At 70.4% G+C, this 14,407-nt stretch carries 10 protein-coding genes, 1 pseudogene and 1 riboswitch; of the genes and pseudogenes, 9 read left to right on the top strand and 2 right to left on the bottom strand.

Annotated features, from left to right (window positions below; genetic code table 11):
• Positions 1 to 259: 259 nt before the first annotated feature.
• A pseudogene (locus H7H31_RS34930) lies at positions 260 to 958 on the bottom strand (M23 family metallopeptidase); the annotation flags it as partial.
• Positions 959 to 1,620: 662 nt separating this feature from the next.
• Here H7H31_RS34930 and rpsB point away from each other — a divergent pair.
• The 9 genes from rpsB (at position 1,621) to H7H31_RS07805 (ending at position 12,789) form a co-directional block, all read left to right on the top strand.
• Positions 1,621 to 2,523, top strand: coding sequence for a 30S ribosomal protein S2 (rpsB, locus tag H7H31_RS07845; protein WP_187062481.1), 903 nt, complete (start codon positions 1,621 to 1,623; stop codon positions 2,521 to 2,523).
• A 154-nt stretch (positions 2,524 to 2,677) separates the two neighbouring features.
• Positions 2,678 to 3,514, top strand: a complete 837-nt coding sequence (gene tsf / locus H7H31_RS07840) for a translation elongation factor Ts (RefSeq protein ID WP_187062480.1) — start codon at positions 2,678 to 2,680, stop codon at positions 3,512 to 3,514.
• Positions 3,515 to 3,704: 190 nt separating this feature from the next.
• The gene (gene pyrH, locus H7H31_RS07835) at positions 3,705 to 4,472 is read left to right on the top strand and encodes a UMP kinase (RefSeq protein ID WP_187062479.1); all 768 of its coding nucleotides are present in this window, start codon (positions 3,705 to 3,707) and stop codon (positions 4,470 to 4,472) included.
• A 170-nt stretch (positions 4,473 to 4,642) separates the two neighbouring features.
• Positions 4,643 to 5,200 carry a ribosome recycling factor gene (frr, locus tag H7H31_RS07830; protein WP_176164388.1) on the top strand — a complete coding sequence of 186 codons (558 nt, stop codon included), beginning with the start codon at positions 4,643 to 4,645 and terminating at the stop codon, positions 5,198 to 5,200.
• A complete protein-coding gene (locus H7H31_RS07825) occupies positions 5,200 to 6,363 on the top strand; it encodes a phosphatidate cytidylyltransferase (RefSeq protein ID WP_187062478.1) in 1,164 nt (387 codons plus the stop codon). Before frr ends, H7H31_RS07825 begins: the two co-directional genes overlap by 1 nt.
• 679 nt (positions 6,364 to 7,042) lie before the next feature.
• The gene (gene rlmN, locus H7H31_RS07820; RefSeq protein ID WP_187059645.1) at positions 7,043 to 8,149 is read left to right on the top strand and encodes a 23S rRNA (adenine(2503)-C(2))-methyltransferase RlmN; all 1,107 of its coding nucleotides are present in this window, start codon (positions 7,043 to 7,045) and stop codon (positions 8,147 to 8,149) included.
• Between the two features lie 282 nt (positions 8,150 to 8,431).
• Positions 8,432 to 8,540, top strand: a riboswitch (TPP riboswitch).
• Positions 8,537 to 9,613, top strand: a complete 1,077-nt coding sequence (locus H7H31_RS07815; RefSeq protein ID WP_187060888.1) for a thiamine ABC transporter substrate-binding protein — start codon at positions 8,537 to 8,539, stop codon at positions 9,611 to 9,613. It overlaps the preceding riboswitch by 4 nt.
• A gap of 221 nt (positions 9,614 to 9,834) precedes the next feature.
• Positions 9,835 to 11,475, top strand: a complete 1,641-nt coding sequence (locus H7H31_RS07810) for an ABC transporter permease (RefSeq protein ID WP_187060887.1) — start codon at positions 9,835 to 9,837, stop codon at positions 11,473 to 11,475.
• A 285-nt stretch (positions 11,476 to 11,760) separates the two neighbouring features.
• Positions 11,761 to 12,789 (top strand): ABC transporter ATP-binding protein, encoded by a 1,029-nt coding sequence (locus H7H31_RS07805; RefSeq protein WP_372456023.1) that lies wholly within the window; start codon positions 11,761 to 11,763, stop codon positions 12,787 to 12,789.
• Positions 12,790 to 13,083: 294 nt separating this feature from the next.
• Here the strand turns inward: H7H31_RS07805 and H7H31_RS07800 are convergent, their stop codons facing one another.
• Positions 13,084 to 14,184, bottom strand: a complete 1,101-nt coding sequence (locus H7H31_RS07800; protein WP_232109732.1) for a hypothetical protein — start codon at positions 14,182 to 14,184, stop codon at positions 13,084 to 13,086.
• Positions 14,185 to 14,407: the final 223 nt, after the last annotated feature.

The raw sequence follows: 14,407 nt of genomic DNA, 5'->3' as shown, positions 1-14,407 counted from the left end.
CCAGAACATGCGCCCATTCCGCCGGCACCACGGCCGCAGCGCGAGGACGGCTGCGCCGTGGCCTCGGTGGGGCGACGGGGCGGGTGGTCTGGCACAACCGACGGGCGCAGGTCCCCTGGCTCTCTTCGTGCTGGCCACGCGGGCAAGCGCAACGGGCCAGGCCCCGCGTGGAGCCGTACCGGATTGGTTGGTGCCGGTGTGGGCCGGCCTGCTCCGGGGACTGGAAAGTCCGTGGGTGACCCGAGGCGGCCCGAGCAGTCGGGGCGGCCGGGGTCGCTGGGACGCCGATCGTGGGCAGCAGCCGAGAGGGGCCGCCGCGCAGCAAGGCGGGCGGCATCAGCGACAGCGGGTCCAGATAGCGATCTCCGCGGCGCAGTCCCCAGTGCAGGCACCCGGGCTGGCAGTGGAACGGCCCACCCTCCATCACACCCACCACCTGCCCCGCCGCCACCACGTCACCCTTGGCCACCAGGGCCCGCACCGGCTCGTACGTCGTGCGCAGCGGCGGGCTTCCGCTGTTGGACACCGCGATGGCGAGCACTCCTCGCCCGGCGACCCGGCCCGCGAACGTCACGCGACCCGGTGCGGCAGCCCGCACCGGCTGCCCGGCACGTGCCGCGAGGTCCACCCCACGGTGCCCGGCGGCCCACGGCTCGGGAGGCGGCTCCCAGCCGCGGAGCACCGTGGGTCGTAGCGCCCCCACCGCCCCGTCCACCGGCCAGGCACGGTCCGCTACGGGGCGGGGCTGTCGGGCCGTCGGGGGCCGTAAGGGAGCGGACGGAGCCGGCGTCGCAGCGCGCGGCGACGTACCCAGGAGTGGGACCGGTGGGGGGAAGGGGTCGGTGGCAGCGCCGAGGTGCCCGGTAGGTGTTTCCGAGGCGCTGGCCGGCGACGGGGCTTGGCGCGGGGCGGCCGACGGAGTGGAGGTCACGTGGGCCGGGGCACCGGGAAGCGGGATGGCGGCAGGCGAATCCGGGCCGTCCAGTGCAGGTGCGCGCTCACCGGGGCGGGCCTGTGCGGTGGTGACTCGTACTCGCGAGGGGTCCGAAGCGGCGTTCTCCGTGTCGGGCCAGTCGCCTCGCTCGCTCGCGCGGGCGTCTGCGTGCAGCGCCACGGCACAGGCCGTGAGGGCGAGGCCGATCGCGGTCGCACCCGCCGCGATCCAGCGGACCAACGGAGCACCCCGCGCGCGGACTCCGCTTGTGCGTGGCGGCGCCGGCGAGCGCCTGAGGGAGGCGATCACTCGACCGGGGCGCAACCGGCGCCATGCGCGCCGGACCGTGCTCAGGGCTTGGCGGGGTTTGGGTGTGTAAGACATGCGACGACCGTGCCGTAAATCACCGGTCTGCGGGGATCATGACGACCTTCGGTGGATTACTCACGGGTTGTGGATAACGCCGTCACCCGCCGGCGCACCGGTCCCGTACACTTCACATGGCGATCCGGGTGACCGGGTCGACTTCGCACGCCCCGCCATCGGCGCATCAGTCCCTCTCGGGCAGCCCGGTGGCCGCGTCCCTCGGTCTTCGGAAGGTCTCCTTCCGTGGCAGGCGCGTTCGGGGTGTCAGGCGCGACGGCCGCCCGGCCGCCGCGGTAACCGAGTATCCAAGGAGTACGGCCATGGCCGTCGTCACGATGCGGGAGCTGCTGGAGAGCGGCGTCCACTTCGGTCACCAGACCCGCCGTTGGAACCCGAAGATGAAGCGCTTCATCTTCACCGAGCGCAACGGCATCTACATCATCGACCTGCTCCAGTCGCTGTCGTACATCGACCGCGCCTACGAGTTCGTCAAGGAGACCGTCGCGCACGGCGGCTCCATCATGTTCGTCGGCACGAAGAAGCAGGCGCAGGAGGCCATCGCCGAGCAGGCGACCCGCGTCGGCATGCCCTACGTCAACCAGCGCTGGCTGGGCGGCATGCTCACCAACTTCTCGACCGTCTACAAGCGCCTCCAGCGCCTCAAGGAGCTTGAGCTCATCGACTTCGAGGACGTGGCCGCCTCCGGCCTCACCAAGAAGGAGCTCCTGGTCCTCTCGCGCGAGAAGGCCAAGCTGGAGAAGACCCTCGGTGGTATCCGCGAGATGCAGAAGGTGCCGAGCGCCGTCTGGATCGTGGACACCAAGAAGGAGCACATCGCCGTCGGTGAGGCGCGCAAGCTCCGTATCCCGGTCGTCGCGATCCTCGACACCAACTGCGACCCCGACGAGGTCGACTACAAGATCCCCGGCAACGACGACGCGATCCGCTCCGTCACGCTGCTCACCCGCGTCATCGCCGACGCCGTCGCCGAGGGCCTCATCGCCCGCTCCGGTGCGGCCACCGGCGACGTGAAGGCCGACAAGGCGGCCGGTGAGCCGCTCGCCGAGTGGGAGCGCGACCTGCTCGAGGGCGACACGGCCAAGAAGGCCGAAGAGGCCGAGAAGCCCGCCGAGGCCGCTGCCGCCGAGGTTGCCGCCCCCGAGGCCGCTACCCCTGAGGCCGCCGCCCCCGAGGCTCCGGCCGCGGACGCCGAGCAGGCCTGACGAACGCCGTGACGGATCGGTCCCACTCCGCTCCGTCGCAGCGTCACGGTTGGTGACGGCGGGGCGTTGCGCGACGCGACGCCCCGCCGTCCACCCGTAAGATCACAGATCTTTCGAGACCTTTCGAGACCTTTCGAGAAGAGATTCACAGACCATGGCGAACTTCACCGCCGCTGACGTCAAGAAGCTCCGCGAGCTCACCGGCGCCGGCATGATGGACTGCAAGAAGGCGTTGGACGAGGCCGAGGGCAGCGTCGACAAGGCCGTCGAGATCCTGCGCGTCAAGGGCCAGAAGGGCGTGGCCAAGCGCGAGAGCCGCAACGCCACCAACGGCGCCGTCGTCTCGCTGATCGCCGACGACAAGAGCTCCGGCGTCCTGGTCGAGCTCAAGTGCGAGACGGACTTCGTCGCCAAGGGTGACAAGTTCGTCGCCGTGGCCGACACGATCGCCGCGCACGTCGCCAAGACCGCCCCGGCCGACATCGCCGCGCTGCTCGCCTCCGAGATCGAGGCCGGCAAGACCGTGCAGGCGTACGTGGACGAGGCCAACGCCACGCTCGGCGAGAAGATCGTCCTCGACCGGTTCGCCCAGTTCTCCGGGGGCTACGTCGCGGCGTACATGCACCGCACCAGCCCGGACCTGCCGCCCCAGGTGGGCGTGCTCGTCGAGCTGGACCAGGAGAACGCCGAGGTCGCCAAGGACGTCGCGCAGCACATCGCCGCGTTCTCGCCGAAGTTCCTCACCCGCGAGGAGATCTCGGCCGAGACCGTCGAGAACGAGCGTCGCGTCGCGGAGGCGACCGCGCGCGAGGAGGGCAAGCCCGAGGCCGCCCTGCCGAAGATCGTCGAGGGCCGCGTCACCGGCTTCTTCAAGGAGAACGTGCTGCTCGACCAGCCGTTCGCCAAGGACAACAAGAAGTCCGTCAAGAAGGTCCTGGACGAGGCCGGCGTCTCGCTCAAGCGCTTCGCCCGCTTCCGCGTCGGCGTCTGAGTCGTTCCCGGAATTCAGCCCGGCTCAGGGTTGAAGCAGGGCAGCGAATGACCAGCGACCCCGATAGGGTCGTACGCAGCCAGCCGTCCACCGGTTGGCCGCAGATGTGACGAGGAGGCCATTGCCGTAGAGGTCGATCAAGGACCATCCCGGCAGTGGCCTCCTTCGTATGTGCACGAGGAGATCTCCCATGAATCTGGACGCCGACCAGGCCGACCCGAAAGCTGACGGTGCCAAGCGCCGCCGGTTCCTGCTGAAGCTGTCCGGCGAGGCATTCGCCGGTGGCGGCGGACTCGGCGTCGATCCAGACGTCGTGCACAAGATCGCCCGCGAGGTGGCCGCCGTCGTCCGCGACGGTGCCGAGATCGCCATCGTCATCGGCGGCGGCAACTTCTTCCGCGGAGCCGAACTACAGCAGCGCGGCATGGACCGCGCCCGCTCGGACTACATGGGCATGCTCGGAACCGTCATGAACTGCCTCGCTCTCCAGGACTTCCTGGAGAAGGAGGGCATCGACTCCCGAGTCCAGACCGCCATCACCATGGGGCAGGTGGCGGAGCCGTACATCCCGCTCCGTGCGGTGCGACACCTGGAGAAGGGGCGCGTCGTGATCTTCGGCGCCGGCATGGGCATGCCGTACTTCTCCACCGACACCACCGCGGCCCAGCGCGCCCTGGAGATCGACGCCGAGGCGCTGTTGATGGGCAAGAACGGCGTGGACGGGGTCTACGACTCGGACCCCAAGCGCAACCCGGACGCGGTCAAGTTCGACGCGCTGGGCTACGCCGAGGTCATCACCCAGGACCTCAAGGTCGCCGATGCCACGGCGATCACGCTGTGCCGCGACAACAGCCTGCCGATCCTCGTCTTCGAGCTGCTCGCCGAGGGCAACATCGCGCGCGCGGTGAAGGGTGAGAAGATCGGCACGCTCGTCAGCGGCCAGGGTGACCGGAACTGACGGTCCGTACCGCCTTCACAGGGTCGCCCGTGATGCCATACGGGCGGCAACTCCCGGCCGTCGGAAGTGCTCGGCGCGGGGATGGACAACGGCCTGCCGGTCGGACACCGTGCAGGAGAAGACGCACGCAGGGGCGAGGCTCTGCTTACTGATAACACCAGGAGCAAGTGGTGATCGAAGAGATCCTCCTCGAGGCCGAGGAGAAGATGGAGAAGGCCGTCGTGGTCGCCAAGGAGGACTTCGCCGCGATCCGCACCGGGCGTGCGCACCCGGCGATGTTCAACAAGATCGTGGCGGACTACTACGGGGCGCTGACGCCGATCAACCAGTTGGCGTCGTTCTCGGTGCCGGAGCCGCGGATGGCGGTTGTCACGCCGTTCGACAAGAGCGCGCTGCGCAACATCGAGCAGGCCATCCGCGACTCGGACCTGGGCGTCAACCCGAGCAACGACGGAAGCATCATCCGGGTGGTGTTCCCCCAGCTCACGGAAGACCGCCGCAAGGAGTACATCAAGGTCGCCAAGACCAAGGCCGAGGACGCCAAGATCTCCATCCGCAGCGTTCGCCGCAAGGCCAAGGAGACCATCGACAAGCTCGTCAAGGACGGCGAGACGGGTGAGGACGAGGGTCGCCGCGCGGAGAAGGAGCTCGACGACACCACCGCGAAGTACGTGGCGCAGGTGGACGAGCTGCTCAAGCACAAGGAAGCCGAGCTGCTCGAGGTCTGATGAACGACTCATCCTGGGGGGCTCCGCCCCGTACCGGCTACCGGGGCTCGACCGACCAGGGATCGGCTCCCTCGCTTCGTGGGGCAATGCCTTCGACATCGGCGGGTCCCCTGCGCGCGGCGGAGCATGCGGCGCAGACTCGGCCCATGCCCATCGTGCCCGACAGAGGCGGAGACCAGGACGACCAGGGGGCCGCTCGGTTGAGTGGCCCCCTGTTCCGCGACGAGCAGGAACCGCCAGCCCCGTCGCCCCAGCCCGGCTCGGAGCCCGCTCACGAGCCCGCACGGGGCGACGCGGGCACGACGCCCAGGGAGCACCCGGCCGTGCCATCCGCGCCGCAGAAGAAGCGGGCAGGGCGTGACCTGCGCGCCGCGATAGGGGTCGGCCTCGGGCTGGGCGCCATCATCGTCGTCTCGCTCTTCGTGCAGAAGGTCCTCTTCGTCGGCGTCATAACGGTCGCCGTCGTCGTCGGCCTGTGGGAGCTGACCTCGCGGCTCGCCGAGCGCAAGGAGATCCGCGCACCGCTCGTACCGCTGGCGGTGGGCGGCGCGGCCATGGTCGTGTCCGGGTACCTGCGTGGCGCACAGGGCGCCTGGATCGCCATGGCGCTCACGGCGCTCGCGGTGCTCCTGTGGCGGATGACGGAGCCGCCGGACAACTACCTCCGGGACGTCACGGCGGGCGTCTTCGCGGCGTTCTACGTGCCGTTCCTCGCGACGTTCGTCGCCCTCATGCTCGCCGCGGATGACGACGGGCCGCAGCGGGTTCTCACGTTCCTGATCCTGACCGTGGTCAGCGACACCGGGGCGTACGCTGTGGGGTGGAAGTTCGGCAGGCACAAGCTCGCCCCGCGCATCAGCCCCGGCAAGACGCGCGAGGGCCTGCTGGGCGCCGTGGCCTTCGCCATGGTGGCAGGCGCGCTGTGCATGCACTTCCTGATCGAGGACGGTGCCTGGTGGCAGGGGCTCATCCTCGGCCTCGCCGTTGCCGTCAGCGCCACCCTGGGTGACCTGGGTGAGTCCATGATCAAGCGGGACCTCGGGATCAAGGACATGGGAACGCTGCTGCCGGGACACGGCGGAATCATGGACCGTCTCGACTCGCTGCTTCCGACGGCGCCCGTGGCCTGGCTGCTGCTGGTGATGTTCGTCGGCGCGGGCTGAGAAGCCCACGGCCGACCACGAGCCGCCCGCCCACGAGCACCGTGGGCGCGGCGGCTCGTGGTGTGTGAGGGGCGCGCAGGCGGGGCCCGGCGGTTTCTCGGGGGCGGGGTACGGAGCGCGGGGCCGCGGTTTCTTTGCTGGAGCGGGGGAGGGGGCTGCGTGCGTGGTGCGTGGTGCGCGGGTGTGGTGTGGTGTGGCGGAGCGTTGGGGTGTGCGTGGGGCTGCCTAGTGGGGGAAGGTGCGTGCGGCTGGCGCGGAGCCGGGGCACGGGGCATGGAGCGACGCATCGGCGGGGCGCTGGGGCGGCGGCGTGGTTCGAGCGGTGGACGGAGCACGGGGCACGGTGCGCGGAGCGCGTCACCTGGCGCGAGGTGGTCGCCTGGTGCGGCCGAAAGGTACGGACGGAGTCGGCGGACCGACGCGGGGGACGGAGCGTGCGGCCGGCCGGATCATCAATGCGTCTCTGTCATGTGGGCGCGGTGGCCGGCGGAGCGTCGTCGCTTGCGCAGTGGTCTGTCGAGGATGAGCTGACGGGGCGGCGAGCGGAGCGCCGCCAGACGTCGATGGCTGCAGTGCTGGATGTCGTGAAAGCCGCCTTGAGCTGCGGTTTCGCTGACCCTGAGGGTGCCGTGCGCGGGCGGTGAGGTCCTGCCCGTATGTCTGCGACACTAGATGAACCATGCCTGCACCCGGAGAACTCACTTTCGTCGCGCCGCGCGGAGCCAAGAAGCCGCCGCGGCACCTTGCCGACCTCACCCCCGCCGAGCGCCGTGAGGCCGTGGCCGCGATCGGTGAGAAGCCCTTCCGTGCTGGACAGATCTCCCGGCACTACTTCGCTCGGTACACGCACGACCCGGCGGACTGGACCGACATTCCCGCGACCGCACGCGAGAAGCTGGCCGCGGAACTACTGCCTGACCTGATGAACGTCGTCAGGCACATCAGTTGTGACGGCGACACCACCCGCAAGACGCTGTGGCGCCTACACGACGGGACCCTGGTCGAGTCGGTGCTGATGCGCTACCCGGACCGGGTCACGATGTGCATCTCGTCGCAGGCCGGCTGCGGCATGAACTGCCCCTTCTGCGCCACGGGCCAGGCGGGGTTGGACCGCAACCTTTCCACCGCGGAGATCGTGCACCAGATCGTCGACGGTATGCGTGCTCTGCGTGACGGCGAGGTGCCAGGCGGTCCCGCGCGGTTGTCGAACATCGTTTTCATGGGCATGGGCGAGCCGCTCGCCAACTACAAGCGGGTCGTCGGCGCCATCCGACGGCTGACCGACCCGGAGCCGGACGGGCTGGGCATCTCCCAGCGCGGCATCACCGTCTCCACGGTGGGCCTGGTGCCAGCGATGCTGCGGTTCGCCGACGAGGGCTTGAAGTGCCGCCTGGCCGTGTCGCTGCACGCGCCGGACGACGAGCTGCGCGACACCCTGGTGCCGGTGAACACCCGCTGGAAGGTCCGCGAGGTTCTGGACGCCGCGTGGGAGTACGCGGAGAAGTCCGGTCGCCGGGTGTCCATCGAGTACGCCCTCATCAAGGACATCAACGACCAGGCCTGGCGGGCCGATCTGCTGGGCAAGCTGCTGCGCGGACGGCGGGTGCACGTCAACCTCATTCCGCTCAACCCCACGCCCGGATCGAAGTGGACCGCGTCGCGCCCCGAGGACGAGCGCGCGTTCGTCGCGGGGCTTGAGGCGCATGGTGTGCCTGTGACCGTTCGGGATACTCGGGGCCAAGAGATCGACGGTGCGTGCGGGCAGTTGGCGGCCTCCGAGCGCTAACGGGGCGCGGGAAGCGCGTCGCGTCGGCCTCGCTTCCGTACGCGCCAGTGTTCCGCAGTGCGTCATGCTCGGCGTGCCCCGTGCCCCGTGCCCCGTGGCCCGTGCCCCGTGCCCCGTGCCCCGTGCCCCGTGCCCCGTGCCCCGCTGGGCCGTCGGGCCGACGTTTCCGCCCCGTGGCCGTGGCCCGTGAGGTGGGACGGTGCGCGTGGCGCGGGCCGGCGCGATCTTGGGCGGGCGAGGCGCTGATACTGTGCCGCGATACCGTTGAGTCGAACAAACGCACATTTCCGACAGGGGAGCGCTACGCGCTGAGAGTGCGGCATCGCAAGGGCCGCAGACCCTCGAACCTGATCCGGGTCATACCGGCGTAGGGAGTCAGACGCACTGATGAACAGCTACCTTCGCCGTGCCGTGGGCACGGCCCTGCTCGGCACACTGGGTGCCACGACACTCGCGGCGTGCGGCGAGTCCGACAACGGAGCGGACTCCAAGACGGTCACCGTCGTCTCGCACGACTCCTTCGTGGTCTCGAAGTCGGTGCTTGACGAGTTCACCAAGCAGACCGGCTACAAGGTCAAGGTCGCGCGCGGTGCGGACGCCGGAGCGGCGGTGAACCAGGCCATCCTGTCGAAGGGGAACCCGCAGGGCGACGTCTTCTTCGGTATCGACAACACACTGCTCTCCCGCGCGCTCGACGAGGGCGTCTTCGCCCCGTACCGCGCCAAGGACCTGGGCCAGGTGCCGGCGGAGCTGCAACTGGATGCCGCGAAGCACCGCGTCACCCCGGTGGACACCGGCGATATCTGCGTCAACTACGACCGGAAGTACTTCGCGGACAAGAAGCTCGCGCCGCCGCAGACCTTCGACGACCTGGTCAAGCCGCAGTACAAGAACCTCCTGGTCACCGAGAACGCTGCCACCTCGTCGCCCGGGTTGGGCTTCCTGCTCGGAACGGTCGGCGTGTACGGGGACGACGGCTGGCAGGACTACTGGAAGAAGCTGAAGGACAACGGGGTCGAGGTCGTGGACGGCTGGGAGCAGGCGTACAACGACCGGTTCTCGGGCTCCGGCGGCGGTTCGGGCAAGGGGGACAAACCCCTCGTCGTCTCGTACGCCTCCAGCCCGCCCGCCGAGGTGGTCGGCGTCAAGCCGCAGCCCAAGGAGGGCCCGACGGGTGTGGCCACCGGCACCTGCTTCCGGCAGATCGAGTTCGCCGGTTTGCTCGACGGCGCGAAGAACAGCAAGGGCGGCAAGGCCCTGCTGGACTTCATGTTGAGCAAGACCTTCCAGGAGGACGTACCGGTCAAGATGTACGTCAACCCGGTGCGGCGGGACGCGAAGCTGCCGGAGATCTTCACCAAGTACGGCGAGCGAATCACCAAGCCGGCCACCGTCGCACCGGAGAAGATCACCGAGAACCGCGAGCAGTGGATCAAGTCGTGGACTTCGCTCGTCGTGAAGTGAGCGACCATTCGCGCCCCGACGCGGCGCACGGGGCGAAATCGCCGAGTACCGGGCACGACGGGGCGCAGGCACGGAGCACGGGGCACGGGGTCAGCGTCCCGGTGGTCCAGAGTGCGCAGCGCCCCGTACGGCGCGGGGCGGGCGGAGACGGGGCACGGGGCACGGAGCGCGGCCGGCGGGCGCCGAGGGGCTGGCGTGTCGCGGGACTACGCCTGGGCCTGATGGCCGTGCCGCTCGGGTTCTTCGCGCTGTTCTTCGGCTACCCCGTCGCCGCGATCACCGCCCGTGGGCTCCACGCCGACGGTGGCTGGCAGCTCGCTCGCATCGGTGAGGTGCTCGGCGACCCCGACGTGCTGAACGTGCTGTGGTTCACCGTGTGGCAGGCAGCCGCCTCAACCGGGCTGACCCTGGCCCTCGCGTTGCCCGGCGCCTACGTGTTCGCGCGCCTCGACTTCCCGGGCAAGCAGGTGCTGCGGGCCGTCGTGACGGTGCCCTTCGTGCTGCCCACCGTGGTCGCGGGATCGGCCTTCCTCGCGCTGCTGGGACGAGGCGGCCTCCTCGACGAACTGTGGGGCGTTCGGCTGGACACCACGGTCTGGGCCATCCTGCTCGCCCATGTCTTCTTCAACTACGCCGTGGTGCTCCGCACCGTCGGCGGGTTGTGGGCGCAGCTCGACCCGCGGCAGGAGGAGGCGGCACGAGTTCTGGGAGCCGGTCGGTTCGCCGCCTGGCGCCGGGTGACGCTGCCCGCTCTCGGTCCCGCCGTGGCCGGTGCGGCGCTCATGGTCTTCCTCTTCACCTTCACGTCCTTCGGCGCTGTCCAGATCCTCGGTGGGCCGCGCTACGCAACGTTGGAAGTGGAGATCTATCGACAAACGGCACAGCTTCTGGACCTGCCGACCGCCGCCGTGCTCACGCTCACCCAGTTCGCCGCGGTCGCCTCGCTGCTGGTCGTACACGCGTGGACGGTGCGGCGACGGGAGAGCGCGCTGCGGCTGGTGGACGCCTCGCACACGGCCCACCGACCGCGAGGAGCCGGACAGTGGGCACTCCTGGCTGGTGTGCTCACTGTGATCGCGCTGCTGATCGTATTGCCGCTGGCGGTGCTGGTGGAGCGGTCATTCTCCGGCCCCGAGGGTTACGGGTTCGCCTTCTACGAGGTACTGGCCTCGGCGGAGGAGAGCGGCGGGACTTTTATCGTGGCCCCGTTGGACGCCTTGTGGAACTCGCTCCAGTACGCGGCGGTCGCGACCGTCATCGCTCTCGTCGTCGGCGGGCTGGCAGCCGCCGCGCTGACCGTAAGGGGGCCGCGTGGTGAGGGGCCCACGCGTACGGGGCGGCTGGTACGGGGCTTCGACGCGCTGCTGATGTTGCCTCTCGGCACCTCGGCCGTCACGGTGGGGTTCGGGTTCCTGATCACCTTGGATGAGCCGCCGCTGGACTTGCGGGCCTCGTGGTTCCTGGTGCCCCTGGCGCAGGCCCTGGTCGGGGTGCCGTTCGTCGTCCGGACGATGCTGCCGGTGCTCCGTGCGGTGGATGACCGGCTGCGCGAGGCAGCGGCCGTACTGGGGGCGTCACCGCTCCGTGCGTGGCGGGAGGTCGACCTCCCCCTGGTCCGGCGGGCCCTGTTGATCGCAGCGGGTTTCGCGTTCGCCGTGTCGCTTGGCGAGTTCGGGGCGACCGTCTTCATCGCCCGACCCGACAACCCCACCCTGCCGGTGGCCGTCGCCCGTTTCCTGGGTCGTGCAGGAGAGCTTAACTACGGGCAAGCCATGGCCTTGAGCACCATCTTGATGGTGGTCTGCGCGGCTGCGCTGTTGGCCCTTGAGCGGCTCCGTACCAACCGTTCGGGAGAGTTCTAGATGACGTTGTCGAGCAAGAGGCAGGCCGAGAACCGCGCGGGAGGACAGCCCGACAGGCCGGCACCGGGCGATGCTGCGCCTGGCGGCACGGAGCGGTCCGGCGCGGTGGAGCGACCGTCCCGCACGGGGCGGTGGCGCGGGGACAGGGCGCGGAGCGACGGAGCACAGGGCGCCGGGGCGTCAGGCGACGGGGCGCGGGGCACGGGGCACGGAGCACGGGGCGTCGACGAGGGTGCGCGCGGTGCCCAGGGTGTGCGGGGGGAACAGGGCGAGCCTGGTGAGAGCTTGCTGCGGTTGGATGGCGTCACGGTGCGCTTCCGCGATCGCGTCGCGCTGGACGCGGTGAGCCTCGACGTCACCGAGCGGCAGACCGTCTGCGTGCTGGGGCCCAGTGGTAGCGGCAAATCCACCCTGTTGCGGGTGGTAGCCGGCCTCCAGGCTGCGGATGCCGGGCAGGTCTGGCTGGCAGGCCGAGACCAGGCCGGGGTGCCTGCGCACCGTAGGGGCGTCGGCCTCATGTTCCAGGACCACCAGTTGTTCCCTCAACGCGACGTGGCGGGCAACGTGGCCTTCGGCCTGCGGATGAGGAGGGCCGGGCGCGGAGAGGCTGACCGCACCGTGGCCGAACTTCTCGACCTGGTGGGCCTCCCGGGCGCTCAGCGACGGGCGATCGCCGCACTGTCCGGGGGCGAACAGCAGCGCGTGGCGCTGGCACGTGCGCTCGCCCCCCGCCCGAAGCTGCTGATGCTGGACGAGCCGCTGGGCCAACTCGACCGGAGCCTGCGCGAACGGCTCGTCGTCGAGCTGCGGCAGATGTTCCGCCAACTGGGCATGACGGTGCTGGCGGTCACCCACGACCAGGGCGAGGCGTTCGCCCTCGCCGACCGGGTGGTGGTCATGCGGGACGGGCGGATTGCTCAGGTAGGCACGCCGTTGGAGGTTTGGCAGCGTCCCGCTTCTGAGTTCGTGGCGCGCTTCCTCGGCTTCGACAACGTCGTTGACGCCACCGTGCAGGATGCGGCTGCCGTCACGCCCTGGGGTGAGGTGCCCGTACCAGTCGGCGCCTCGGCTGGCCCGTGCCAACTGCTGGTTCGCCCCACGGGTGTGCGGCTGACCAGCGCGGACGACGGCCTCCCTTGCGTGGTGCGGGCGCGCACGTTCCGGGGCGGCCTGGGCGTCTCCCTGCTCCTGCAACCCGAGCGGGGCCCGACGCTGGAGGCAGCGTGTTCGCTGCGGGAGGCGCCAGCAGAGGGGGACCAGGTGCGCGTCGCGTTCTTGGCCGAGGACGTGGTGATCCTTGGCGGTACGGAGTAGAGCACGGGGCGACTTCGGGCTGGCCTTCGCCATCGAGGGGACGGCACTTCCCTGGCGTGGTGCAGGGAGCACGGAGGGCCGAGCGTTGAGCGGTGCGTTTGTGTGGCACACATACGGCGGTCTGCTTGCTGAGTCACCGGGAGGTAGCGGCGATCCTGCCTGGGGGCACGGGGCACGGGGCACGGGGCACGGGGCACGGGGCACGGGGCGGAGTCGCAGCGAGTCGCGGCGGGGTGTGGGCGCCGGTCGGGGCGCGGAGCGTGGTGCGCTTCGATGTGGTGGGGATGTCGGGTCTCACGTGGCCAGCGGCATTGCCGCAAGCTCGGCAACCAGCCAACTGAGGGCGCCTAGGACCGTGACGACTGCTGTGACGCGAAGCGTCGCAGCGTTGCGCAGCACGGAGCGGGAGGCGCCGATGCGGATCAGGGCGTCGGTGGAGGCGATGCGTGCGTTCTTGCTCTCCAGTACGGCCATCAGCGCCGTCGCGGTGGCGCACCCCATCACCAGGGCAGCGCCGAGCCCCGTGAGCGGGCCGAACGGGCGGTCGTGGGTCAGATCGGGCACCGCGTCGTAGAGGCGTACAGCGACGTAGGTGCTGCTGGCGACCGCGCAGAGCGCGCCCAACGGACGACCGAGCCGGTTCGACTCCTCCTGCAACCCGCGCCCGGCCAGCAGTCGCATGGCGCCCGGCCGCCCCAGGGCGAGCAGCCTGCCGCAGAGACGGATGAGCCCGGGGCCCACCAGCACGAGCCCCGCGGTGGCCAGCGCCCACGTCGCGAGGACCGCGATGGCGCCGCCGCTGAGATGACCGGGCGTGGGCAGCAGATCCCGCGTGTCGGTCGCGTCGCGGCTGACGTAAGCCTCAAGCGCCAGCCCCACGGAGATCAGTGCGATCCCCCACGGCAGTCCCGATGCCTCGGTGGGACTCGGGGGCGGCGCGGTGTGCACTACGTGAGGGGCACGCTGGTTGGTTGCCTGCACCAGTTCGGGGGAGGCCGGGGGAGCGGTCGACGGAGCGCCGGTGTCGGCTCCGTGATGCGCGGGGACGACTCGGTCGGACTGGCCGAGAGGCGCGGTCATCGAGGCGAACGGCGACGTGGCGGTGCGAGTTGTGTGTGACGTTCCGTTCGTGGTGAGCGCAGCGGCGGCCGGCTGCGAGGCGAGCGCCGGCCGCGCGCTCCGGGGCGTCCACGCACGGCGCGCGTCCGTCGGACGAGGCGTGCGCAGGCTGAACGCGCTGGCCGCTGCGGCGGCGAGAGGCGCTACCGACAGGAGGGTGAGCACGGCGCCGACGGGCAGCCGGTGACCCACGGCGAACGCGTCGATGATGGGGTCGTCGAGGGGCGAGCCGACGATGCTGCCACGCAGGGAGAGGAAGGCGACCAGCGCGAGCACGCTACCGGCGAAACAGATCAGGGCCGTGGACGCTGCCGTCAGGAGGGCGTGCCTGTACGGTCCGCAGCCAGCGCCAGCCAAGCCCGGGGCGGGGTGGAGGATCGTGTCAACGCGCCCTACCGCGCTGGCCAGTTGGACGGTCGTGGCAAGCGGGGCCACGCACCACAACAGTCGGGCAAGGGCGTCAGACCTGTCGTCGGGGTGCCCCAGGGCGTACCCGAGG

Source organism: Streptomyces buecherae (assembly GCF_014295035.1).
Lineage (GTDB): Bacteria > Actinomycetota > Actinomycetes > Streptomycetales > Streptomycetaceae > Streptomyces > Streptomyces youssoufiensis.
This window is presented reverse-complemented; position numbering and strand designations above follow the sequence as displayed.